The organism is Pseudomonas sp. CFBP 8770, from assembly GCF_014841705.1.
GTDB lineage: Bacteria > Pseudomonadota > Gammaproteobacteria > Pseudomonadales > Pseudomonadaceae > Aquipseudomonas.
The window spans coordinates 66986-88447 of record NZ_JACYUL010000004.1; the positions used below are offsets into that span (position 1 = coordinate 66986).

Here is a 21462-nt window from a genome sequence, read left to right on the forward strand (position 1 = left end):
ATTATGCCGATGAAATGCGCACTACAGGCTTGAACGCCGACGAAGCGTACTACAACGGCGACTTTTTCGGTGTAGCTACGTTGTCACGCAGATACACCGGCTGGGCGCCATCGGCGGGCAAGCCTTCGCCGCGCGCCCAGGCGAAACGGGCAAGCTCCAGCAGATCCTGTGCGTGAGGCAGCAGATCGGCGTCACGCCCCACAGTGGCCACAGCGATCCGCTCGGCATAGGTCCAGCCGGTGCCCGCGCCAAACCACTCGCCAGAAGCCTGAGCCGGAAGCTGAGCCCTTTCGGGCGCGAATACCCCTTCCTCGCCCTGCAGGCACATTTCCCCGGCGCGCTCTTGATAGCAACCCCAGTACACCTCGTCCATGCGCGCGTCGATAGCGGCCGCTACCTGGCCGGCGCCGTGCTCGCGCCACGCGCGCTGGGCCAGCAGGGCCAGGTTGGACACTGGCAACACAGGACGATCCAGGCCGAACGCCAGGCCCTGGACCACCCCTACCGCAATGCGTACTCCGGTGAACGCGCCCGGGCCGCGTCCGAAGGCTATCGCATCGACGGCCGTCAGCGCCACGCCCGCCCCGGCCAGCAAGGTTTTGATCATCGGCAGCAGCTTCTGCGCGTGAAGGCGCGGGATCACTTCATAGTGGCTCGACACCTTGCCATCGTGCAGCAACGCAACGGAGCAGGCTTCAGTGGCAGTGTCCAGGGCCAGCAGGGTGGTCATCGAAAGGGTCCAGGCAAGGTGGGAAAAGGCGATTATAGACAACTACGGCCCGCAAGCGGGCCGTTCATGACAAGGCAATGGTCGACCTCCGGTGTGTGGATACCCGGTGTGTCGATACCAACACTCAGCTCAGTGCGGCAAGCACCTTGGCGGTGATGTCGGCAACCGAACCGACGCCTTCGACGTGGCTGCACTTGGGCTTGCCATGGGCAGCCGCCAGTTCGTTGTAGAACGCCACCAGCGGCTTGGTCTGCGAGTGGTAGACCGAGAGGCGATGACGCACGGTTTCTTCGGTGTCGTCCTTGCGCTGCACCAGCACCTCACCGGTCACGTCATCCTTGCCCGCTTCGCGCGGTGGATTGTAGACGGTGTGATAGACGCGACCCGATGCCTCATGAACACGACGACCGGCAATACGCTGAACGATCTCTTCGTCGTCGACGGCGATTTCCAGAACGTGGTCAAGCTCAACGCCATTGGTGACCAGGGCTTCGGCCTGGGGAATGGTGCGCGGGAAGCCATCGAAGAGGAAACCGTTGGCACAATCGGGCTGAGCGATGCGCTCCTTGACCAGGGCGATGATCAGGTCGTCGGACACCAGGCCACCGCTGTCCATGACGCTCTTGGCCAGCACGCCCAGTTCGCTACCGGCCTTGACGGCAGCACGGAGCATGTCGCCCGTGGAAATTTGCGGGATACCGAATTTTTCGGTGATGAATTTTGCCTGAGTACCTTTACCGGCCCCGGGAGCTCCCAGCAGAATCACGCGCATCGATGTGCTCCTCTCGATTTTTATAGATAGTCGTCGAATCTGCTCCGGCCGCGCTGACGGCAGAAGCCCTTCCCAAAAAAAATGATGGCCGCAAGACGGCCAAAGGCTGATCAAGATACACAGCGGGCACGGGGCACACAAGCCACCGAAAGTCGCAGGCACCCGCCCCCGGGGACGGTGTCCTGCAGGGGTTGTACCGGGTATTACCGCCAATCGGTTGCACCCGAGCGGGTGGCTGCCCGGCTGCACCGATCGACCGCCTGTCTCAACCGGTATTGCGCAACCCGGCAGCGATGCCTGCCACGGTGACCAGCAGGGCCTGTTCCAGCGGGCTGTCCAGCGCCGCTTCGCGGGAGCGCGAGCGTTTCAGCAGCTCGGCCTGCAACTGATGCAGCGGATCCAGATAGGTGTTGCGCAGGCTGAAGAACTCCAGCGTTGTCGGGCTGTGGGCAAGCAGGTGTGTCTGCCCGGTGAGGCCCAGCACGGCCGCGCAACACTGCGACAATAGGTCGCGCAGTTCCGCGCCCAATGGCTGCAGGTCGGGTTCGACCAGACGCACATCATACAGCGCCGCAATCTCGGCATCGGCCTTGGCCAACACCATCTCGAGCATGTCGATACGCGTGCGGAAGAACGGCCAGTGGGCGCGCATCGAAGTCAGTTGCTCAGCCTGGCCACGCGCCAGCGCTGCGCCCAGGGCGGTCTCCCAGCCCAGCCAGGCGGGCAGCATCAGCCGCGTCTGGGTCCAGCCGAAGATCCATGGAATGGCGCGCAGGCTTTCGATCCCGCCCTGCCGGCGCTTGGCCGGACGGCTGCCCAGAGGTAAACGACCGAGCTCCTGTTCGGGCGTGGCCTGCCGGAAGTACTCGACGAAGTGCGGGTTCTCACGCACCACCTGCCGATAGGCCTTGACGCCCTGTTCCGCGAGCTCGTCCATCACGCTGCGCCAGGCAGGCTCGGGCAGTGGCGGCGGCAGCACGGTGGCTTCCAGCACGGCGGCGACATACAGGTTGAGATTTTGCTCGGCGATGTCCGGCAGGCCGAACTTGAAGCGGATCATTTCGCCCTGCTCGGTGGTGCGGAAGCGCCCTGCCACCGAACCCGGTGGCTGCGACAGAATGGCTGCGTGGGCCGGACCGCCACCGCGGCCCACGGTGCCGCCGCGACCATGGAACAGCAACAGCTCGACGCCGTGTGCCTGGCAGATGTTCACCAGCGTTTCCTGGGCCCGGTACTGCGCCCACGCGGCCGCGGTGGTCCCGGCATCCTTGGCCGAATCGGAGTAGCCGATCATCACCTCCTGCGGCCCCTGCAGCGAGCTGCGGTAGTCGGGCAGCTGCAGCAGGCGCTCCAGCACCGGGCCGGCGTTGTCGAGGTCGGCCAGGGTCTCGAACAGCGGCACCACGCGCATCGATCGGCGCAGCCCGGACTCCTTGAGCAGAAGCTGCACCGCCAGCACGTCGGAGGCGGCGCCCGCCATGGAGATCACGTAGGAGCCCAGTGACGCGGCCGGCGCCGCCGCTACCTCGCGACAGGTGGCCAATACTTCGGCGGTGTCTTCGCTGGGTGCGAAGCAGGTGGGCAGCAGCGGCCGGCGATTGGCGAGCTCGCGCACGAGGAATTCGATCCGCGCGTCCTCGTCCCAGTCGTCATAGCGACCCAGCCCCAGGTACTCGGTGATTTCACTCAACGCCCCGCGATGGCGGGTCGAATCCTGACGCACATCGAGGCGCACCAGAAACAGGCCGAAGGTCACGGCGCGGCGCAGGCAGTCCAGCAGCGGTCCATCGGCGATCACGCCCATGCCGCAGGCGTGCAATGAGTCGAAGCACAGCTGCAACGGTTCGATCAGCTCGCGGTTGTGCTGCAGCACCTGGTCATCGCCGGGCTGATCGCCCGGCAGCGACGCATGGGCCCAGTTGCGCGTGGCCCGCAGGCGTTCGCGCAGTCGCTTGAGCACCGCGCGATAGGGTTCGCTGCTGTCGGACGCCTGGGCCATGAGCGGCGCACTGGCCTGCTGCATCGACAGATCGGCGGCCAGTTGATCGACATCGCGCAGGAACAGGTCGGCCGCCATCCAGCGCGCCAGCAGCAGCACTTCGCGGGTCACCTTGGCTGTCACGTTCGGATTGCCGTCGCGATCGCCGCCCATCCACGAAGCGAAGCGTATGGGCGCAGCGCTCAAGGGCAGGCGTTGGCCAGTGGCGGCCTGCAACGCCGCGTCGACCTTGCGCAGGTGGTTGGGCACTGCGTGCCAGAGCGAATTCTCGATGACCGCGAAGCCCCACTTGGCTTCATCCACAGGCGTGGGTCGGGTACGACGGATCTCCTCGGTGTGCCAAGCCTCGGCGATCAACCGCTGCAGGCGCTCCCGCACCGCGTTGCGCTCGGCGGCGGTGAGGTCGCGGTGGTCATGCAAGGCCAACTGGGCGGCGATGGCGTCGTATTTCTGGATCAAGGTACGGCGAGCGACTTCGGTGGGGTGGGCGGTCAACACCAGTTCAATATCCAGTGCCAGCAACTGCTGCGCCAACGCTTCGGGGCTGTGCCCGGCGGTTTTCAACCGACTCAGCAGCTCGCCCAGAGCAAGGTTTTCGAAGGGCTCGGGCTGGCCTTCGTCGCGGCGGCGGATCAGCTGGTATTGCTCGCAGATGTTGGCCAGGTTGAGGAACTGGTTGAAGGCACGGGCCACGGGCAGCAGCTCTTCCTCGCCGAGGTCGTCCAGGCTGGAGCGCAGTTCGGCGCTGACGGCGTCACCGGCAGGATCGCGTCGACGGTCCGCCTTGGCGCCACGCCGTATGCGCTCGATCTTTTCCAGAAAGGCCTCGCCGTACTGCTCGCGGATGGTATTGCCCAGCAATTCGCCAAGCAGGTGCACGTCTTCGCGCAGGCGCAGATCAATATCGGACATCGGCATTTTCTCCATTGCTTGGAAACGGTGTGCCCTTCCAGCCCGCGCGGCGCGGCGTGTGATCCGATTGCCGTGGCCACTGAACAAGCACGGGAAAAATGGCTCTACAAACTACTGGCAAGCAGCAACGGCTGCCAGGCGACAACGGCTTTACAGCAAAGAGTGCCCCAGCCGAGCCGAGGCTGACAAGCGTGGTGGACAGGGGCGTGAATAACCTGCGCATGAGGTATCTATGAAGATTCATGAACTGGCCGAGCATTGGGAACAGAACGCCAAGGGTCGACTGACCGACACGGGTATCAACATACATCTGGACATGGAGTCGGCCGCCCGCCTGGCGGCTCTGACCCAGATGTACCCCAAGCATCACGCTCAGGAATTGTTGGGCGAGCTGATCGGTGCGGCACTCGAGGAGCTCGAAGGCAGCTTTCCCTACGTCAAGGGGACCAAGGTCATCGCTACCGATGAAGAAGGCGACCCCATGTACGAAGACATCGGCGCAACGCCGCGTTTCCTGGCGCTGTCGCGCGAGCACCTTGGGCGCTTGAAAAATGATGCGGACGACACCGCGAACTGAACATGGACTGGCAACTTCAGGAAGTTTCCTACACCTGTAACGTTCTCGGTCAAATGGCCAGAAAAAAAAGCCAGCCATCACGCATAAAACCATACAAATCAATAGGATAGTTTTCCATAGCGATTGTAGACTCGGGAAAAAAGAGCCAGGAAATGGCCATCGATCCGTCCGCAGCGCATCGCGGTGGCAAGCCCAGTTCGGCGTGTCGCGGATAGCGGACGAAGCAATCAATCGCTGTCCAATGGAGCACTATCGCGTGAATACATCCAGCGTACGGTCGTCTTTCGGCCCTTTGAAAACAGCCCTTGTATGCCTTGCTGCAGGTGTCGTACTGACAGGCTGCGCCAGCAATGCACCGGTCGAGCAATATGCGCTGAGCCGGTCGGCCGTCAATGCAGCGGTGAGCGCCGGTGGCACCGAGTTCGCCGCCATCGAAATGAAGTCCGCCCAGGACAAACTCAAGAACGCTGAAATCGCCTTGCAGCGCAAGCACCACGATGAAGCCCGGCGCCTCGCCGAGCAAGCTGAGTGGGATGCCCGTGTGGCCGAGCGCAAGGCTCAGGCCGCCAAGGCTCGACGCGCCGTCGACGATGCCCGCCAGGGTGTCCAGGACTTGCGCGAGGAAGGCCTGCGCGCTGCTTCTTGAGCCTGGCTTTCGCGTTCTTCTTTCAAGATTCAGGAAAATACCGTGAACAACACATTCAAGTTTCCCGCCCTGTCGGCGCTGGTCGTGCTGCTGGCTGCCTGCTCCAAGACCCCCAACCCGCAACTGGTGCAAGCCCAGGCCAATTTCGCCGAGCTGCAGGGCAACCCCAAGTCGGTACAGTTGGCCGCCCTGGAAACCAAGGATGCCGCCGACTGGCTGGATCGCGCTGAAACGGCCGCTCGCGCCAACGACGCCGATGATCACGTGGGTCATCTGGCCTACCTGAGCAATCAGCGTGTCGAAGTCGCCAGGCACACCATCGAGCTGCGCACGGCCGAGCAGGCGATCCTGGGTGTCGCCGCGCTGCGTGCCCAAGCCCGCCTGGAAGCGCGCGATGCGCAGATCAAGAAACTCCAGGAAAGCCTCAACGCCAGGCAGCCCGCAGCCGAAGCGATGGCCGTGGCACAGACCGAGCGCGGCAGCCTGGTGACCTTCGGCGATGTACTGTTCGAAGTGGGGCAAGCCGAGCTGCGTGCCAGTGCCTACGACAACATAGGCCGCCTGGCGCAGTTCCTGCGCGACAACCCGGACCGCAAGGTCATCGTCGAAGGGCATACCGACAGTACTGGTTCGGCATCCTTCAACCAGACCCTGTCGCAGCGACGCGCCAATGCCGTCATGGTGCAGCTGGTGCGTACCGGCGTGGGTGCTGAACGCATTGTGGCTCAAGGGCTAGGCATGGCCTACCCGGTTGCCAGCAACGGCGACGCTTCGGGTCGGACGCAGAATCGCCGGGTAGAGGTGACCATTTCCAACGACAACCAGCCGGTCAGGAGCCGCGTTTCGCTGCATTGATTCACCACGCTTGGGAAAACCCGGCCTGCGCGCCGGGTTTTTCATGCTCGGGCGCTTCATAGCGAAGAATGCGCGGTCGGTTCGCGAGCACCTTGACTTTAAGTATGGTTCTACTCGGTCGATAACCTAGGTGCCCTTCCCCTACCCGAGGCCTGCCACATGTTCTGGTTCAAACGCATGAAAAACGAAATGGCCGCCTTGCGTGAGGAAGTGGCAATGGTCAGGCAGATCCGCCAGGGTCTGGACGAAGAAACCATCCACCTGAGGCTCGACCCTCGCGGGTGCATTCTCGGCGTGAACGCCAACTTCGAGGAAGTGCTGCAATACCGCAATGACGAGCTGGCGGGCAAACCGCTGGAAAGCCTGGTTGCCGAACAGGTGCGCAGCGACCCGCACTATGCGCGGGTGCGGACCGCGATCCGGCAGGGTGAACATTTCTGTGGCGCCTGGCGGCTGTTACGCAAAGACGGCGGCGAAACCTGGCTGCGCGTCATCATGCACCCCGTACGCGCCACCGATGGTACGTTGCTCAAGTTCTCCTGCTACGCAAGCGACCTGACCAATACCATCGAAACCTCTCGCGCCCATGAGAACTTCATCCAGGCGCTGTTGCGCTCTACTGCGGTGATCGAGTTCGACCTCAACGGGCATGTGCTCACTGCCAACGACCTGTTCCTGCAGGCGATGGGCTATCGTCTGGACCAGGTCAAGGGTAAGCATCACCGGCTGTTCTGCAGCAGCGACATCGCCGATTCCAGCGAGTACCAGGCGTTCTGGGATCGGCTGCGCCGTGGAGAGTTCGTCGCCCAGCGCTTCAAACGCATCGACAGCCAGGGCCGGGATGTCTGGCTCGAAGCGTCCTACAACCCGGTTCGGGATGGCAATGCCAAGGTTTACAAAGTGGTGAAGGTCGCGACCGTCATCACCGAGATGGTGGAACGTGAAATAGCCATCGCCGAAGCCGCGACGGTGGCGTACGACACATCGGTGCGCACCGATGAAACCGCGCTGCGCGGGGCGCAAGTCGTGCGAGACACGGTCGACGTGATGAAAGATCTGGCTCATCACATGCAAAGCGCCGCCGAAGGCATCGAGGCGCTGGACGAGCAGAGCCAGGTCATTTCCAACATCATCAAGACGATCAGCGGAATCGCCGCACAAACCAATCTGCTGGCGTTGAATGCCGCTATCGAAGCTGCGCGGGCCGGGGAACAAGGCCGCGGTTTTGCCGTGGTCGCCGATGAAGTACGTCAGTTGGCGTCGCGTACGACCCAAGCCACTGCGGAGATCGAAAGCGTGGTGCAGCAGAATCAGAAGCTGGCCACCGTTGCGGTCGCCACCATCGGCGCCGGCAAACACAAAGCTGAGTCTGGTCTGCAACTGGCGAACCAGGCAGGCACGGTCATCACCGAGATTCAGGACGGTGCCAAACGCGTGCTGGGCGCGGTCGAGAGCTTTGCTACCCAACTGGCCGCCGAGTCCTGATCGACCGCTCGTCCCCTGTCGGACAGGGAATGGTGTCGATCTTCGGGCCAGATTCCGCCCGACACGCCAAACCTACGGCGTCAGAAAAAAACCACCCATTCGGACAAATTTCTGAACTATTCAAAATTCCCTTGTGTCCCAACGTTTAACCATTACAGCCAGCGGCGTCAGTGAGTCGCCGGGCTTGACCCAGGCGCGCGAAACGTTCGACTGTCATGGATTTTGATGTTTTTCAGGAGCTATCCAATGGAGTTGAAAGCCATGAATACCCGTACTGCCAAAACCTCGTCCACCCCTCTGCGCGGGCTGAAACTGGCTGCCCTGGCACTGGGTACTACCTTCGTCCTGGCTGGCTGCGCCGGCAAGCCACCGACCGAACAGTACGCTGTGACCCAGTCGGCCGTGAACAGCGCCGTGAGCGCTGGCGGTACCGAATACGCTGCGGTCGAAATGAAAGCGGCGCAGGACAAGTTCAAGCAGGCGGAAATCGCCATGCACGACGAGAACTACGGGAAAGCCAAGATGCTCGCCGAACAGGCCGAGTGGGACGCACGTCTGGCCGAGCGCAAGGCCCAGGCCGGCAAAGCCGCCAAGGCCGTGCAAGACGCCAGGCAGGGTGTACAGGACCTGCGTGAAGAAGCCGAGCGCAGCGCTCAGTAAGCTGCCCACCGCGACTTGAACTCGAATAAAGGATGAAGATTATGCGTAAACAATTGATGGTTCCTGCTCTGTTGGCTCTCAGCGTTGGCCTGGCAGCTTGCTCCACCCCGCCTAACCCTAACCTGGAGCAGGCGCGGACCAATTTCTCGTCCCTGCAGACCAACCCCAAGTCGGTACAGCTGGCGGCCCTGGAAACCAAGGACGCGTCGGAGTGGCTGGACAAGGCCGACAAAGCCTTCCGTGATGACGCCGATGCGAAGAAAGTCGACCAACTGGCCTACCTGACCAACCAGCGCGTTGAAGTGGCCAAGCAGACCATCGCTTTGCGCAGCGCCGAGGAAACCCTCAAAGGTGCCGCTGCCCAGCGCGCCCAGGCTCGCCTGGATGCCCGCGACGCGCAGATCAAGAAGCTTCAGGAAAGCCTGAACGCCAAGCAGACTGACCGCGGCACCCTGGTGACCTTCGGTGACGTGCTGTTCGACCTGAACAAGGCCGAGCTGAAGTCGTCCGCGTTCGTCAACGTAGCCAAGCTGGCTCAGTTCCTTCAGGAAAACCCTGATCGCAAGGTCATCGTTGAAGGCTACACCGACAGCACCGGTTCGGCTGCCTACAACCAGAGCCTGTCCGAGCGCCGCGCCACTTCGGTGATGGCTGCACTGGTACGCGCTGGCGTCGAGCCTTCGCGTGTCGTCGCTCAGGGCTATGGCAAGGAATACCCTGTTGCCGACAACACCAGCAACTCGGGCCGTGCCCAGAACCGCCGCGTGGAAGTGACCATTTCCAACGACAACCAGCCTGTTGCGCCGCGCTCCTCGATGCGTTGATGCTTCTGGATGGTGAAGAAATCCCGGCCTGTGCCGGGATTTTTTTTGCCCATCGCGCCGTGACGATGATTATGTAGCGCTCATCGCTACCCCTCTTCACAGCCAATGACGTCTTCACTCGATGAAGGAAGACGTGCATGCCCGCTACCCCCTCGAAACACCTGACCCGTCAGTACGAAACCTTGGTTTCGCCCCTTGAAAGTGCGGACCAGCCCCCTTGGTTCGAACGGACCACCGCCGAGCAGCGGCGCCAATGGCAGGAACATCACAGGCGAAGCTGGCAGGCCCGACAGCGTGCAACGCAAGCGTTCGGCACCCTACAGAGCCTGTATCGGTTCATCCGCAGCAACCTGTCGAGCACCGACTGGGCGAGCATTACCCCCAACGATGTATGGGCCGTTCAACACAGGCTTTCGCTGGACGAGCAATACTTTGCCTATTTGCGTTCGGCATCGACCACGTCGGTGCTGCGCGCTGCGATGCAGGATGCCTACCTGGCTACCCTGCAGGAAGAAACCACGCTGGCCAGCATCCGCGAGCACATAGGCAGGCCAGGCCGGAGGATGCTGGACTGGTTGATCGACGGCTTTGCAACCGGCTCGGCGGAATTTGCCCAGCAAGGGCTGTATGTGGATGAACAGGCGGTGCAGATCGGCTCGTTGCAGCTGTTCAATGAAGTGGCTGCGCCCGAGATCATCGTGCTGGGCGCCGATGACGACGCCGCACCTTGTGTGGCCTACATCCCTGGCCATCCGCTGCACCCGCTCAAACAGTACCTATCGCGTGCGAGCTTCTTCGCCAGCGTGCGCAGAGAACTGCTCGACGCCAGGTTTCAGCACTTCTTCAGCCGTTTCATCGCGCTGTCCGACCTGCCGCGGGTGACGGCCAGATGGCTTGACCCAGACACCGTGAGCCAACTTCCGATGCAAGCCCCGGCCCTGACTCAGGGTCTGCGCGCGCACCTTCGGCAAAGCCGTGAAAAACGCCTGCTCGCCGACGCGGCGGTGCTGATTCCGACCAGTGCCCAGGCGGCTGTGCGGTTGCAGCAGCAATGCCCGTCATTCGCTCGACTGATCCAGCAGCACCTGATCATCGGCGCAGGTGTCGGCATCGGTGGCACAGAAGAACCGGAAGGTCGCCAGCCCTCGGATTGGATGATGTCGATGAGCGACGTACGCGTCGGTGCCGCCGACCGACGCTGCTGGCTTCCAGCATTGGGCGAGTATCGCATGACCGACGCCGAGGCCCCTGCAGGGCAGCCTGATGAACGAGGGCTTTACCGTCTGGCCGCCGGCCAGGCGATCAAGATCAACCGGGGGTTCTACCGCGTCGAGAAAACTGCCGCAGAACAGTGGCGTATCGCACACCCGTCTACCCATGACGCCTATCTGCCACTGCTGCGCCACAACGACAAGGGCGCGTGGTACCACCAGCACGAGAAGCCAGAACACTGGAAGCGGCTCTCGCTGTTGCGCCGCCTCGGCCCACTGAGCGATGGCCTCGGCGATCAGCGCCTGCTGGAGGTGGCGCGGATCAGCGGGGTCGGCAACGATCCGTTGCGCAGCGTCTACCTGGCAGGCAAGCCGATCCCCATGCTACTGAATTACACCTTGAAGCGCGCACGCATCATCGACGATGTCGGGCAGATCATCGAGCGAATCCACAAGGGCCTGCCGGTACCCGAAGGCTACGATGTGCCACAGTTGCGGGCGTTCTACCACGCCACTGCCAGGCGTCAAACCCAGCCGGAGCAGGCCTTGAGCCGCAAGCGCCGTGGCGACCCGACGCCGCCACCCTGCCAGCAACCTTCTGCCTGCACGGCAGCGCCTGTGCCACCGCTGGAAGTAGACCTCGACTTGCTGCACTGGTCGATGTTGCTGCACAGGGCCATCCTGGCCCACCGTTTCGAACTTGCCGAGATTCCAGCCGACCGTGCCACCCGGGAGTTGCGTCGCCGCTACCCCGGCATTCCCCTGCAACTGGCCCAGCTGTTCATCGATGACAACCGCGAGGCGGTCGCCGCGTCATTGCAGACGCCCGACGCCGTTCTGCCTCTGGATGTGGCACAGCAGGCCCGTGAGCTCGAACAAGACGCCCGACTCATCCACGCCCTGGAGGGTTTTACCGTCCCCTCCACGCTGAACAATGACACCTTCATCCTGGCGGTGCGGTTGCTCGAATATCTGGACGGATGGCAACCCGGTACCGCCCTGCTGCTGCGCGACGGCGGCCGATCCGGTGCGCCTCTGGCAGAACTCGGCACCACGGATGTCGACACCGTTTCGGTCTACCGCGACGATGAAGAGGGCTGGTATACCGTCGGCGCGGACCAAGTGCTGTTGCCCCAGGACCTGAGCGAATACGGCTTCTATCGTGCCCTGCTCCACGCCCTGCCCCCCCATCAACGCACTGCGATTGGCGTTGGAATCAATGAACCGGAACGCTTGCACCAGCGCCTCAGCGAAATGGCCCTGACCCGGCGCACTCGGGCCCAGACCCTGCTCAATCTGCCCGTGCCGCGTACGTGGCTGAGCCCCACGCCAGGCACAGCGGCACGGCGCGACACCTGGCCCTACGGGACAGAGCGGTTCGATCGCGACCCGGCCACTGAAAGACTTGAACGCTTGTTCACCCCCACCTCATCGGCCTTCATGACCTCTACCGCCGAGGATTACCTTGGCTATCTGCTGCAGCACAACGTGCCGATCGGCCCGATGCTCGCCAGACTCGAGCAGGAGCGCCCTCGCCTGCTCGCCAGCGCAGGGTCGTGGGCCGAGCAGGGCACTGCAGGGTACATGCGGCGAGAACGTGAAAGAGCGGTCAACGATCTGCTTCACGCATGGGAGGCACGAATCGCCCTGCGCCCCGCAAGCCTGCATTTGACCGAAGGCGATTTGGGTGCGCTGCCGCCTCTGGACATTGACCTGCCGGCAGTCGAGTACCTGCGTCTGGTCGGCTTCGAGCAATTGGATAACCTCGATTCACTGCTGCGGCATATGCCCAATCTGCGTCGCCTGGAACTCATCAACCTGCCGATGACCGCCCTTCCCGAAGCGTTGAACAGCCTGCACCATCTGCGCTTGCTGGACCTGTCACGCAGTAACCTGGCCCCTGAAGCCATCGCGGCGGTTGGCACGCTGCGGCATCTGCAGACTCTGGTCCTCAACGACATGCAGCTGCCAGGCTTGAGTTGGACACACCAGCAGATCCGTCGCCTCACCGCCAGCGGCTCCCTGCACACCTTGACGCTGCAAAACTCCAGGGCCGAGTTCGAAGCCGGGGTATTTGCCGTACTGGCCAGCCGGAGGTCGCTGCACACGCTGAACCTCACCCAGAACCTGATCATCCTGAGCGCGGCAGACGCCCGCGACCTTGCGACCATGGTGCAGCTGCGCGTTCTGGATCTGTCGAACAACCCGTTGATACCCGGACAACTCTTCAATAGCGAAGAGCATGTACCGGGCGCCGGCCAAGGTATTTCGACCGCGCCGGTGACCTTGGACCTCAGCCGCCTGGGACTTCTGGAGGAGCTGGACCTGAGCGCCTCCAACCTGGACCACTGGCCAGTGGGCCTGGAATCGCTGCCACGCTTGCACCACGCCGACCTCAGCCATCTGAACATTGCCAGCGTGCCGCCAGGTGCCGGAAGTACACCGGGGCTCTGTCTGTACAGCGCGTCATTGCCTGAGCCTCTGCGCTCGCGCTTTGAAGCAGAAATGCGCGCGGTGGGCAACGTCTACCTCGAACCTGAACCCTGCGAATCAATGGAATCGGAGTGGTCGCCGCGCTCACTGATTTCACCGCTTTCGCCTGGGGAATCAATCACGGCGCGCAACGAACAGACACTGCGCGATGCGCCTCGTCTGTTCACAGGTTTTCCGGCGGACCAGCTGCAGCAGGCCAATCAATTGCTGGCTGATACGGATCCAGCCGCCGCTGACTTTTTCAGGCTGCTGCTGCGCCTGGATGTATCGGCACAGGCGCGGCTTCCCGGTACCAACATGCGGGCTCGCATCCAGGTCGTCATCCGCGGTGCGTGCAATCATCGACAACTGCGTGCACAGCTGTATGAGCAAGCGCAGGACGCGGTGAGCTGCGTGGACCGCGATGCCTTGATCTTCTCGTCAATGGCAAACCTTGCGAGGGTATACGCACTGCTCGAGCAAACATGCGACGAGTCTGCCATTCCCGCAGTGATTGCCATGGCACGACAGGACTGGCGTGAGGCGCGCGTCCGGGACTACGTCATGCTGCATATCGGTCGCTGGGGTGAGCAAGGCCATGTCATCGACGATGTCGAAATCGTGCTGTATTTCTGCATGGCGTTGGCTGAACGGCTGGACCTGAGCAATCCCCCGTTGGTACAAGCGTTCACCAGCTACACCCTCTGGGTGACGCAAAGCATGCTCGATGCTGCTGGCAACTATGCCTTGGAGCGACACGACGACGCCTGGATAGACTACGTGAATCGCCAGCCTTACTGGCAGCTGTTCATGAGCACTGCCTGCAACGCGCAAAGTCAGGCTATCGATCGCTGGCAACGCCATGTGGCCGAAGCCCTCGACGCCTCCATCAACGAGGAGCGGCAGCCGCCGCAGCTGTCCGACAGTGAGCGCCAGCACTTGCACGAAGTGCTGGTCAACAGCGGTCAGCTGGGCCCGTTGGCGCCTTTGCCCGAAAGGCTGCGGTTGAGCGACACCGAGCAGCATGGCGTCAGCTCATACAACCTGGCCTACGCGGCCTTGCTGGAAAGCGTGAGCCAGGCGCGCCTGCAACTGACCCGCAGTGTCCTGCAGGCGTCACCGCCGGGCCCATCCTCACGCCCCCGAACGCCTTGACGTTCACGGGTGATTGGGCACTTCTCCCAACCGTCGGATGCCGTTGAAGTGCTGCGGGTCCTCCAGGTAGCGCAGCATGACCTGGCGCCACGTCGGGTCGGCGAAGGTCTGAACATGACCGCCGCGAGTCAGCTGCAGGACTCGCGGCAGCGGTGCCTGCTTGTAAAGTGCGATACCGTTGGCCAAGGGTACGATAGGGTCATCCATGCTCTGGAAAAGCAGCGCGGGTGTGCCCTCGAGCTGGGCAATGGAGCGAATCGCGCTGTCGCTGTCGGGCACCAGCCAGGACAGGGGTACCTGCAGTGGCCAGGTCAGCCATGACGTACTCAGTGCGTACTGGCCGACGGCTCGATAACTGGCGGGTACGCCATCGAGCACCATCGCCTGGAGGCGCTGACGTTGCCCGGGGTGTTCGGCCAGATAGTGCACGGCCATGGCGCCGCCCAGGCTTTGCCCCAGCAGGACCAACGGCTTGGCCTGCACCTCAGGCTTGCTTGCCAGCCATGCGAACGCTGCGTCGATGTCCTGGTAGATCGCCGGGAGGCTGGGCGACCCCTCCGAAACGCCGTAGCCACGGTAGTCGAGCATCAGCACCTGGTAGCCCTGTTCGGGCAACCACCAACTGCCCCCGAGGTGCCAGGCCAGGTTGCCGCCGTTGCCGTGCAGGTGCAGTACGGTGCCCTTGACCTCCACGCCGGGCTTGGCGGGCAGCCACCAACCGTGCAGGCGGGTGCCATCGGCGGCCGTCAGGCTAACGTCCTCGAAGGCCAGCCCGGCTTTTTCCGGCGTGAACGGCAAACCCTGCTCGGGGTAGAACAATAATGAGCTGCAGCCAGTCAGTAGCGCGGTCAGTAGCAGCAGCGCTGGCAGGCGTCGCGTCAGGCAGGCCATCATGTGCAATGGCCGGACGCGGCTCGCGCCGCTGCTACAGGGGGGCGATACAGCCGCGTCGGCAGGTCAGAGGATGTTCGAGTAGTCGGCTTCAATTCGGTCCAGGCTCAAGTGATTGAGGAAGTTCGAGAAGCACATCCAGGCGGACAGTGCATTCATGTCACGGAACTGTTCGGGCAGGTACTTGGGCGGCGTCACCAACCCTTCGTCGACCAGCTGGCGCAACGTGCGCATGTCTTCCAGGGTGGTCTTGCCACAGAACAGCAGCGGCACCTGTTCCAGCTTGCCCTTGCGCACGGCCAGCTGAATGTAGTTGTAGACCATGATGAAGCCTTTCAGGTACGACAAATCCTTGGTGAACGGCAGCCCGGTCGGGGTCGAGCCGCGGAACACTCGGCTGGCGTTGCCGTAGGCCTCGGGCATCTCGAAGCCTTCTTCGCGGAAGAATTCGAACACCTGCAGGAAGTCGGCGCCCTCCTCGACCATGTGGATCGCGCGCGTGCGATTGGTCAGCTTGCGCAGACGGCTGGGGTAGGAGGCGAAGGCAATCACTTCCATCAGAATGGCCAGGCCTTCCTGGGTCACCGTGGACGATGGCGGCCCCTTGGACAGAAAGGTGCAGATCGGCTGGTTCTGGCCGTTGAGGGTGGTGGCGACGTGTACCAGACCCTCGTGCACTTCGAGCGCGCGCACATCGCGTTCGTTGAACATGGCATCACTGCGGATCTTTATGTAGTCCGCCCCTGCGGCAGCGTCGGCGACGATGCCGTCGGATTCGAACACACGGATGGTGCCCTCGGTTTCGCCAAACACCCGATTGAGGCGCCCTTGCAGCATGTTCACTGCATCCTTGGCGGTCAGGGTCTTGGCTTCGTCCTTGAGATCGCCGCGCCCGGCAATGTTGTTCAGGTAATCCGAGAGCATCAGGCCGAGGTCGGCCAGGGTCGGATCGCCGGCATGGAACGCATCCGACGCGGCGCCGTATAGCTCCTGCGAGATCAGGCCGAAGTCCTCGGTGCCGCGTGCCTCGAGCATGCGCACCACCATGCGGTACTCCTTGCACATGCGCCGCATGATCTGCCCGACCGGGTTGAACTGGCCGAGCTGACGAGTGATGTCGCGCTCTATGTTCTGGAATTCCAGTTTGACCGCACTGGAGTCGAAGCCCAGCGCGCGGTTCTGGTAATAGTCGCGGTCGACCGCAGGCATCTGCTTGCCGCCCGCCTGCAGAAAGCCGTGACGAATGGAGTCGTCCCATTTCACCGCATCGAGCACGCGGATCGGCGTCTGCGCGTGCACGATGCGGTCGGACAGGTCTCGAATCGTCTGCTGATACTCGTCCACCGTACTGCTCCTCGTTCTGGCACGGCCCGCCGGCAGCGGACCTCTCACTGCATGGGGCTCAGCTCAGTACCCACTGCATGAAACGGGTAAGGATGCCGAGCATTTCACGGTCGGCATCGGCAGGGGCACTGGCCAGCAGACCCTGATATTCCATCCGCCCGATAATCGCCGTCAACACCTGTGCGTCCTGCGACGGCTCGCGCGAGCCAAGCACCTCGAGCATCTGCCGCCCGCCCTGCAGCAGAATGTCCTGATGCGCCAGCACCAGTTCGGCCAGGCGCGGGTTGAGCAACGCTTCCTGACGAAAGGCCTGCTCGGCGATCAACTGGTCGCGACGGGTCTGCAGCTGATGCGTGACGTAGTCGGCGGTCAGCCGGGCGATTTCGTCGGCCAGTGCGGCGCGGGCCTGGGGGCTGCCGTCACCGCGGGCGATCAGGGCACGCAGCAGCTCTTCGGTGTTGCTCCACAGCTTGGCCATGAACACGGCGCTGCGCTCGACGTACTGGGCGAAGGCATCGTTGAGCAGGTCATCGATGTCCTTGAAGTAGTAGGTGGTGGCCGACAGCGGTACGCCGGCTTCGGCGGCCACGGCGCGATGGCGAACGCCCCGCACACCATCGCGCACAACGATGCGCATGGCGGCATCGAGGATTTCCTGGCGACGCAGTTCGCTGCCCTGGCGGCTGGCCTTGCGGCCTTGATACTGGACGTTGCGGGCGAGCGTCGAGGCAACGCTGGCGGCTCCCTGTCTGGGTGTGGCTGGGATCACTGCTCGTATCCTTTGAGTGAGTGGGAGTGGGTGCCGACGCGGCTTGCGCCGCTGCTACACGATAGCGTAATCGCCTGTAACGACGGCGTGAGATCGCAATCCCTGTAGCAGCGGCGCAAGCCGCGTCGGGGCCGGCAATGACACCGCTGATCTGCGCTCATAAAAAAGCCGCCCCGTGGGGCGGCTGATCAACGACCGTCAGGCTTGTGGTCGCATGTGCGGGAACAGGATCACATCGCGGATCGAAGGCGAATCGGTCAGCAGCATGACCAGACGATCGATACCGATACCCTCGCCGGCCGTCGGCGGCATGCCGTATTCGAGCGCCCGAACGAAATCGGCGTCGTAGTGCATGGCTTCGTCGTCGCCGGCATCCTTGTCCGCCACCTGGGCCATGAAGCGTGCGGCCTGGTCTTCGGCATCATTGAGCTCGGAGTAGGCATTGGCGATTTCACGGCCGCCGATGAACAGCTCGAAACGATCGGTAACGTTGGGGTTGTCGTCATTGCGGCGCGCCAGTGGCGACACCTCGAAAGGATACTGGGTAATGAAGTGCGGCTGCTCGAGCTTGTGCTCGACCAGTTCTTCGAAAATCATCACCTGCAGCTTGCCCAGGCCTTCGAAGCCCAACACCTTGGCGCCGGCCTTCTTGGCGATGGCACGGGCCTTGTCGACATCGTTGAGGTCGTCTGCCGTCAGCTCGGGGTTGTACTTGAGGATCGAGTCGAACACCGACAGGCGCACGAACGGCTCGCCGAAATGGAACACCTTGTCGCCGTAGGGCACGTCAGTGCTGCCCAGCACCAGTTGCGCCAGCTCACGGAACAGCTCTTCGGTGAGGTCCATGTTGTCTTCGTAGTCGGCGTAAGCCTGGTAGAACTCGAGCATGGTGAACTCGGGGTTGTGCCGGGTCGAGACCCCTTCGTTACGGAAGTTGCGGTTGATCTCGAAGACCTTTTCGAAGCCACCGACCACCAGGCGCTTGAGGTACAGCTCCGGGGCGATGCGCAGGAACATTTCCATGTCCAGGGCATTGTGGTGGGTTTCGAACGGCTTGGCCGCAGCGCCGCCGGGAATGGTCTGCAGCATCGGCGTCTCGACTTCGAGGAAGTCGCGCTTGGCCAGGAAGCCGCGAATGTGGGCGATGACCTGGGAGCGCACACGGAAGGTGTCGCGCACCTCCTCATTGACGATCAGGTCGACATAGCGCTGACGGTAGCGCTGCTCGGTATCGACCAGGCCGTGGTGCTTGTCGGGCAGCGGGCGCAGCGACTTGGTCAGCAGGCGCACGCTGGTCATCTCGACGTAGAGGTCGCCCTTGCCGGAACGGGCCAGGGTGCCTTCAGCCGCGATGATGTCGCCCATGTCCCAGGTTTTCACCTGCGCCAGGGTTTCTTCGGGCAGGGTCTTGCGATTGACGTAGACCTGGATGCGCCCGGTCATGTCCTGGATCACCATGAACGAGCCACGGTTGAGCATGATGCGACCGGCGACCTTGACCGCAATGGCGGCCTCGGCGAGCTCTTCCTTGGTCTTGTCGACGTACTGTTTCTGCAAGTCGCCTGCATAGTTGTCGCGACGAAAATCGTTGGGGAAGGCCTGGCCCTGGGCGCGCACGGCAGCAAGCTTTTCCTTGCGCAGGGCGATCAGGCTGTTCTCTTCCTGTTGCAGGTCTTGCGGGTCGGGTTGTTGGTCGCTCATGTTCTGATTTTCCATCACGGGTTCGTTGCTCCCGACTGAGGCGTCGGGATCGCGGGCAGGCCAGCCGTGGCAGGCCGACGCAGTGGCTGCGCCAGCCTGCCAGGCGGTGTTACAGCCCTTGTTTCAAGCTGGCTTCGAGGTATTCGTCGATGTCGCCGTCGAGCACCTTGTCGCAGTCGCTGCGTTCGATGTTGGTACGCAGATCCTTGATCCGCGAAGCGTCAAGCACATAGGAGCGAATCTGGTGACCCCAGCCGATGTCCGACTTGCTGTCCTCCATCGCCTGCGAGGCCGCGTTGCGCTTCTGCACTTCCTGTTCGTACAGGCGCGCGCGCAACATCTTCATCGCCGTGTCCTTGTTGGCATGCTGCGAACGTTCGTTCTGGCAGCTGACCACGGTGTTGGTCGGCACGTGGGTGATACGCACCGCCGAGTCGGTGGTGTTGACGTGCTGGCCGCCGGCACCGGAGGAGCGGTAGGTGTCGATGCGCAGGTCGGCCGGGTTGATGTCGATTTCGATGTTGTCATCGATTTCCGGCGAGACGAACACGGCCGAGAACGAGGTGTGGCGACGGTTGCCGGAGTCGAACGGGCTTTTGCGCACCAGGCGGTGGACACCGATTTCGGTGCGCAGCCAGCCAAAGGCGTACTCGCCCTTGATGTGCAGGGTGGCGCCCTTGATACCGGCGACTTCACCGGCCGACAGCTCCATGATGGTGGTGTCGAAGCCGCGCTTGTCGGCCCAGCGCAGGTACATGCGCAGCAGGATGTTGGCCCAGTCCTGGGCTTCGGTGCCGCCGGAGCCGGCCTGGATGTCCAGGTAGGCATTGTTGGCGTCCATCTCGCCGCTGAACATGCGACGGAATTCCAGCTTCTCGAGCTGGGCACGCAGGCGCTCGACTTCGGCGGAAACGTCGTCGACGGCGCCTTGGTCTTCTTCCTCGGCAGCCATTTGCAGCAGGTCCCGGGCGTCGCCGAGGCCGGCGTTCATTTCATCGAGGGTGTCGACGATCTGCGCCAGCAGCGAACGCTCGCGACCCAGTTCCTGAGCGTAGGCAGGGTTGTTCCAGACAGCGGGATCTTCAAGCTCGCGATTGACTTCGGTCAGACGCTCATGCTTTTGATCGTAGTCAAAGATACCCCCGAATGGTTTCGGAGCGCTCGGACAGGTCCTTGATGCTGTTAAGGATCGGGTTGATTTCCATGGCGGGCAGCTCTCGTGCGTAACGTGTCAAAAGCCGGAGAGTATACCGCAGCCGGCCAATGACAGCAGCCCGCCCAGCAGGGGATGCGCGTTTTTTTTGGGAAGATGTGGCCGCCCCTTTCGCGGCCGCTGACCGTTCCCACAGGGAGGGTTTCGCTGTTGTGGTCCCGTGGGAGCGGTCAGCGGCCGCGAAAAGCGTACCGCCGCTACAACGCCCTAGCCCTGATCCCCAACCACCACCTGATTGCGCCCGGCGTGCTTGGCGGTATACAGACCCTTGTCGGCAGCCAGGATCAGCTCGCGGCAATGACTGCCCTGCTGCGGGGTCATGGTCGACAGCCCGATGCTCACCGTCAGGCAGGCATCGGCCTGCGGCGCGATGTGGGGGATGTTCAGTGCGGCAATGGTCTGGCGCAGCTTTTCGGCGACCAGCCGCGCACCGCCTGGTGAGGTACCGGGCAGCACCAAAGCGAACTCTTCACCGCCATAGCGCGCCGGCAGGTCGCTGGAACGGTTGCTGGAATGGCGAATGGCGTCGGCCACACGGCGCAGGGCTTCATCGCCAGCCAGGTGGCCGAAGTTGTCGTTGTAGGACTTGAAATAGTCGACGTCGATCATCAACAGCGACAGCTGGGTCTTGTCACGCATCGCGCGACGCCATTCCAGTTCCAGGTACTCGTCGAAATGACGGCGATTGGAAAGCGCGGTCAGGCCATCGGAGTTCATCAGCCGCTGCAACACCAGGTTGGTGTCGAGCAGTTGCTGCTGGCTCACGCGCAGCGCACGGTAGGCTTCGTCGCGCTGCAGCAGGGTCAGGTACGACTTGGAATGGTAGCGTATGCGTGCAACCAGCTCGATGGTGTCGGGCAGCTTGACCAGGTAATCGTTGGCGCCGGCGGCGAAGGCGGCGCTCTTGATCAGTGGGTCTTCCTTGGTCGACAGCACGATGATCGGAATATCCTGGGTGGCCGGATGGTTGCGATAGTCACGCACCAGCGACAGGCCGTCGAGCCCCGGCATGATCAAGTCCTGGAGGATCACCGTTGGCTTGATGCGCATGGCCTGATTGATGGCCTGCTGCGGATCGGCGCAAAAGTGGAAGTCGATGTTGGCCTCGTCGCTGAGACTGCGACGGATGGCTTCACCAATCATGGCCTGGTCGTCCACCAGAAGTACCATCGACTTGTTGTTGTCGTTGGACCTGAAGGCTTCGATCTGTAGATCAATCATGCGTTGTCACCTGGATACTGCCTAC

Annotated in this window: 15 protein-coding genes and 2 pseudogenes; 8 read left to right on the forward strand and 9 right to left on the reverse strand. The window is 62.8% G+C overall.

From position 1 onward, the window contains the following. Nucleotides 1-49 precede the first annotated feature (49 nt). The 3 genes from tsaB to ppc all read right to left on the reverse strand — a co-directional run bounded on the left by tsaB (nucleotide 50) and on the right by ppc (nucleotide 4413). Nucleotides 50-730 carry a tRNA (adenosine(37)-N6)-threonylcarbamoyltransferase complex dimerization subunit type 1 TsaB gene (gene tsaB, locus IFT98_RS09955; RefSeq protein WP_192048364.1) on the reverse strand — a complete coding sequence of 227 codons (681 nt, stop codon included), beginning with the start codon at nucleotides 728-730 and terminating at the stop codon, nucleotides 50-52. A 124-nt stretch (nucleotides 731-854) separates the two neighbouring features. Next, complete coding sequence (gene adk / locus IFT98_RS09960) at nucleotides 855-1502, reverse strand: adenylate kinase (protein WP_192048366.1); 648 nt, start codon at nucleotides 1500-1502, stop codon at nucleotides 855-857. Between the two features lie 265 nt (nucleotides 1503-1767). After that, nucleotides 1768-4413: a phosphoenolpyruvate carboxylase gene (ppc, locus tag IFT98_RS09965; RefSeq protein ID WP_192048368.1), complete on the reverse strand. Its 2646-nt coding sequence runs from the start codon at nucleotides 4411-4413 to the stop codon at nucleotides 1768-1770. 232 nt (nucleotides 4414-4645) lie between these two features. Between ppc and IFT98_RS09970 the strand changes: the two genes are divergently transcribed. The 8 genes and pseudogenes from IFT98_RS09970 (at nucleotide 4646) to IFT98_RS10000 (ending at nucleotide 14298) form a co-directional block, all read left to right on the forward strand. Continuing rightward, the gene (locus IFT98_RS09970) at nucleotides 4646-4990 is read left to right on the forward strand and encodes a pilin assembly protein (protein ID WP_122795246.1); all 345 of its coding nucleotides are present in this window, start codon (nucleotides 4646-4648) and stop codon (nucleotides 4988-4990) included. Between the two features lie 241 nt (nucleotides 4991-5231). Beyond that, the gene (locus IFT98_RS09975) at nucleotides 5232-5636 is read left to right on the forward strand and encodes a DUF4398 domain-containing protein (protein ID WP_192048370.1); all 405 of its coding nucleotides are present in this window, start codon (nucleotides 5232-5234) and stop codon (nucleotides 5634-5636) included. 42 nt (nucleotides 5637-5678) lie between these two features. Beyond that, nucleotides 5679-6491: an OmpA family protein gene (locus tag IFT98_RS09980; protein WP_192048372.1), complete on the forward strand. Its 813-nt coding sequence runs from the start codon at nucleotides 5679-5681 to the stop codon at nucleotides 6489-6491. Nucleotides 6492-6707: 216 nt separating this feature from the next. After that, a pseudogene (locus IFT98_RS21240) lies at nucleotides 6708-7424 on the forward strand (PAS domain-containing protein); the annotation flags it as partial. Nucleotides 7425-7532: 108 nt separating this feature from the next. Beyond that, nucleotides 7533-7976: pseudogene (locus IFT98_RS21245) on the forward strand (methyl-accepting chemotaxis protein); the annotation flags it as partial. Between the two features lie 246 nt (nucleotides 7977-8222). Continuing rightward, the gene (locus IFT98_RS09990) at nucleotides 8223-8636 is read left to right on the forward strand and encodes a DUF4398 domain-containing protein (protein ID WP_192048376.1); all 414 of its coding nucleotides are present in this window, start codon (nucleotides 8223-8225) and stop codon (nucleotides 8634-8636) included. Between the two features lie 41 nt (nucleotides 8637-8677). After that, entirely contained in the window at nucleotides 8678-9460 is a 783-nt protein-coding gene (locus tag IFT98_RS09995) for an OmpA family protein (RefSeq protein ID WP_122795251.1), read from the forward strand. A gap of 137 nt (nucleotides 9461-9597) precedes the next feature. Continuing rightward, nucleotides 9598-14298: an NEL-type E3 ubiquitin ligase domain-containing protein gene (locus IFT98_RS10000; protein WP_192048377.1), complete on the forward strand. Its 4701-nt coding sequence runs from the start codon at nucleotides 9598-9600 to the stop codon at nucleotides 14296-14298. Nucleotides 14299-14301: 3 nt separating this feature from the next. Here IFT98_RS10000 and IFT98_RS10005 read toward each other — a convergent pair whose 3' ends face one another. From IFT98_RS10005 to IFT98_RS10030, 6 genes are all read right to left on the reverse strand, one after another. Continuing rightward, a complete protein-coding gene (locus tag IFT98_RS10005) occupies nucleotides 14302-15192 on the reverse strand; it encodes an alpha/beta hydrolase (protein WP_244650926.1) in 891 nt (296 codons plus the stop codon). A gap of 63 nt (nucleotides 15193-15255) precedes the next feature. After that, the gene (locus tag IFT98_RS10010; RefSeq protein ID WP_122475052.1) at nucleotides 15256-16533 is read right to left on the reverse strand and encodes a flavohemoglobin expression-modulating QEGLA motif protein; all 1278 of its coding nucleotides are present in this window, start codon (nucleotides 16531-16533) and stop codon (nucleotides 15256-15258) included. 58 nt (nucleotides 16534-16591) lie between these two features. Continuing rightward, a complete protein-coding gene (locus IFT98_RS10015; RefSeq protein WP_192048379.1) occupies nucleotides 16592-17302 on the reverse strand; it encodes a TetR family transcriptional regulator in 711 nt (236 codons plus the stop codon). 198 nt (nucleotides 17303-17500) lie between these two features. Then, nucleotides 17501-19003, reverse strand: a complete 1503-nt coding sequence (lysS, locus tag IFT98_RS10020; protein WP_192048382.1) for a lysine--tRNA ligase — start codon at nucleotides 19001-19003, stop codon at nucleotides 17501-17503. A 109-nt stretch (nucleotides 19004-19112) separates the two neighbouring features. Continuing rightward, nucleotides 19113-20208 (reverse strand): peptide chain release factor 2 gene (gene prfB, locus IFT98_RS10025; protein ID WP_192048383.1). Its coding sequence is split into 2 segments (ribosomal slippage): nucleotides 19113-20135 and nucleotides 20137-20208, totalling 1095 coding nucleotides; the frame shifts between segments, so codons are not numbered across the junction. A gap of 215 nt (nucleotides 20209-20423) precedes the next feature. Then, nucleotides 20424-21437, reverse strand: coding sequence for a diguanylate cyclase (locus IFT98_RS10030; protein ID WP_122475057.1), 1014 nt, complete (start codon nucleotides 21435-21437; stop codon nucleotides 20424-20426). Between the last annotated feature and the right edge of the window lie 25 nt (nucleotides 21438-21462).

What these genes read in the sequence shown, in the direction of transcription:
- lysS (WP_192048382.1), bottom strand. Translation starts at nt 19,003, where the DNA reads ATGAGCGACCAACAACCCGACCCGCAAGACCTGCAACAGGAAGAGAAC.
- IFT98_RS10005 (WP_244650926.1), bottom strand. Translation starts at nt 15,192, where the DNA reads ATGATGGCCTGCCTGACGCGACGCCTGCCAGCGCTGCTGCTACTGACC.
- IFT98_RS09970 (WP_122795246.1), top strand. Translation starts at nt 4,646, where the DNA reads ATGAAGATTCATGAACTGGCCGAGCATTGGGAACAGAACGCCAAGGGT.
- IFT98_RS09975 (WP_192048370.1), top strand. Translation starts at nt 5,232, where the DNA reads ATGGAGCACTATCGCGTGAATACATCCAGCGTACGGTCGTCTTTCGGC.
- IFT98_RS09990 (WP_192048376.1), top strand. Translation starts at nt 8,223, where the DNA reads ATGGAGTTGAAAGCCATGAATACCCGTACTGCCAAAACCTCGTCCACC.
- IFT98_RS10000 (WP_192048377.1), top strand. Translation starts at nt 9,598, where the DNA reads ATGCCCGCTACCCCCTCGAAACACCTGACCCGTCAGTACGAAACCTTG.
- ppc (WP_192048368.1), bottom strand. Translation starts at nt 4,413, where the DNA reads ATGTCCGATATTGATCTGCGCCTGCGCGAAGACGTGCACCTGCTTGGC.
- IFT98_RS10030 (WP_122475057.1), bottom strand. Translation starts at nt 21,437, where the DNA reads ATGATTGATCTACAGATCGAAGCCTTCAGGTCCAACGACAACAACAAG.
- tsaB (WP_192048364.1), bottom strand. Translation starts at nt 730, where the DNA reads ATGACCACCCTGCTGGCCCTGGACACTGCCACTGAAGCCTGCTCCGTT.
- adk (WP_192048366.1), bottom strand. Translation starts at nt 1,502, where the DNA reads ATGCGCGTGATTCTGCTGGGAGCTCCCGGGGCCGGTAAAGGTACTCAG.
- IFT98_RS09995 (WP_122795251.1), top strand. Translation starts at nt 8,678, where the DNA reads ATGCGTAAACAATTGATGGTTCCTGCTCTGTTGGCTCTCAGCGTTGGC.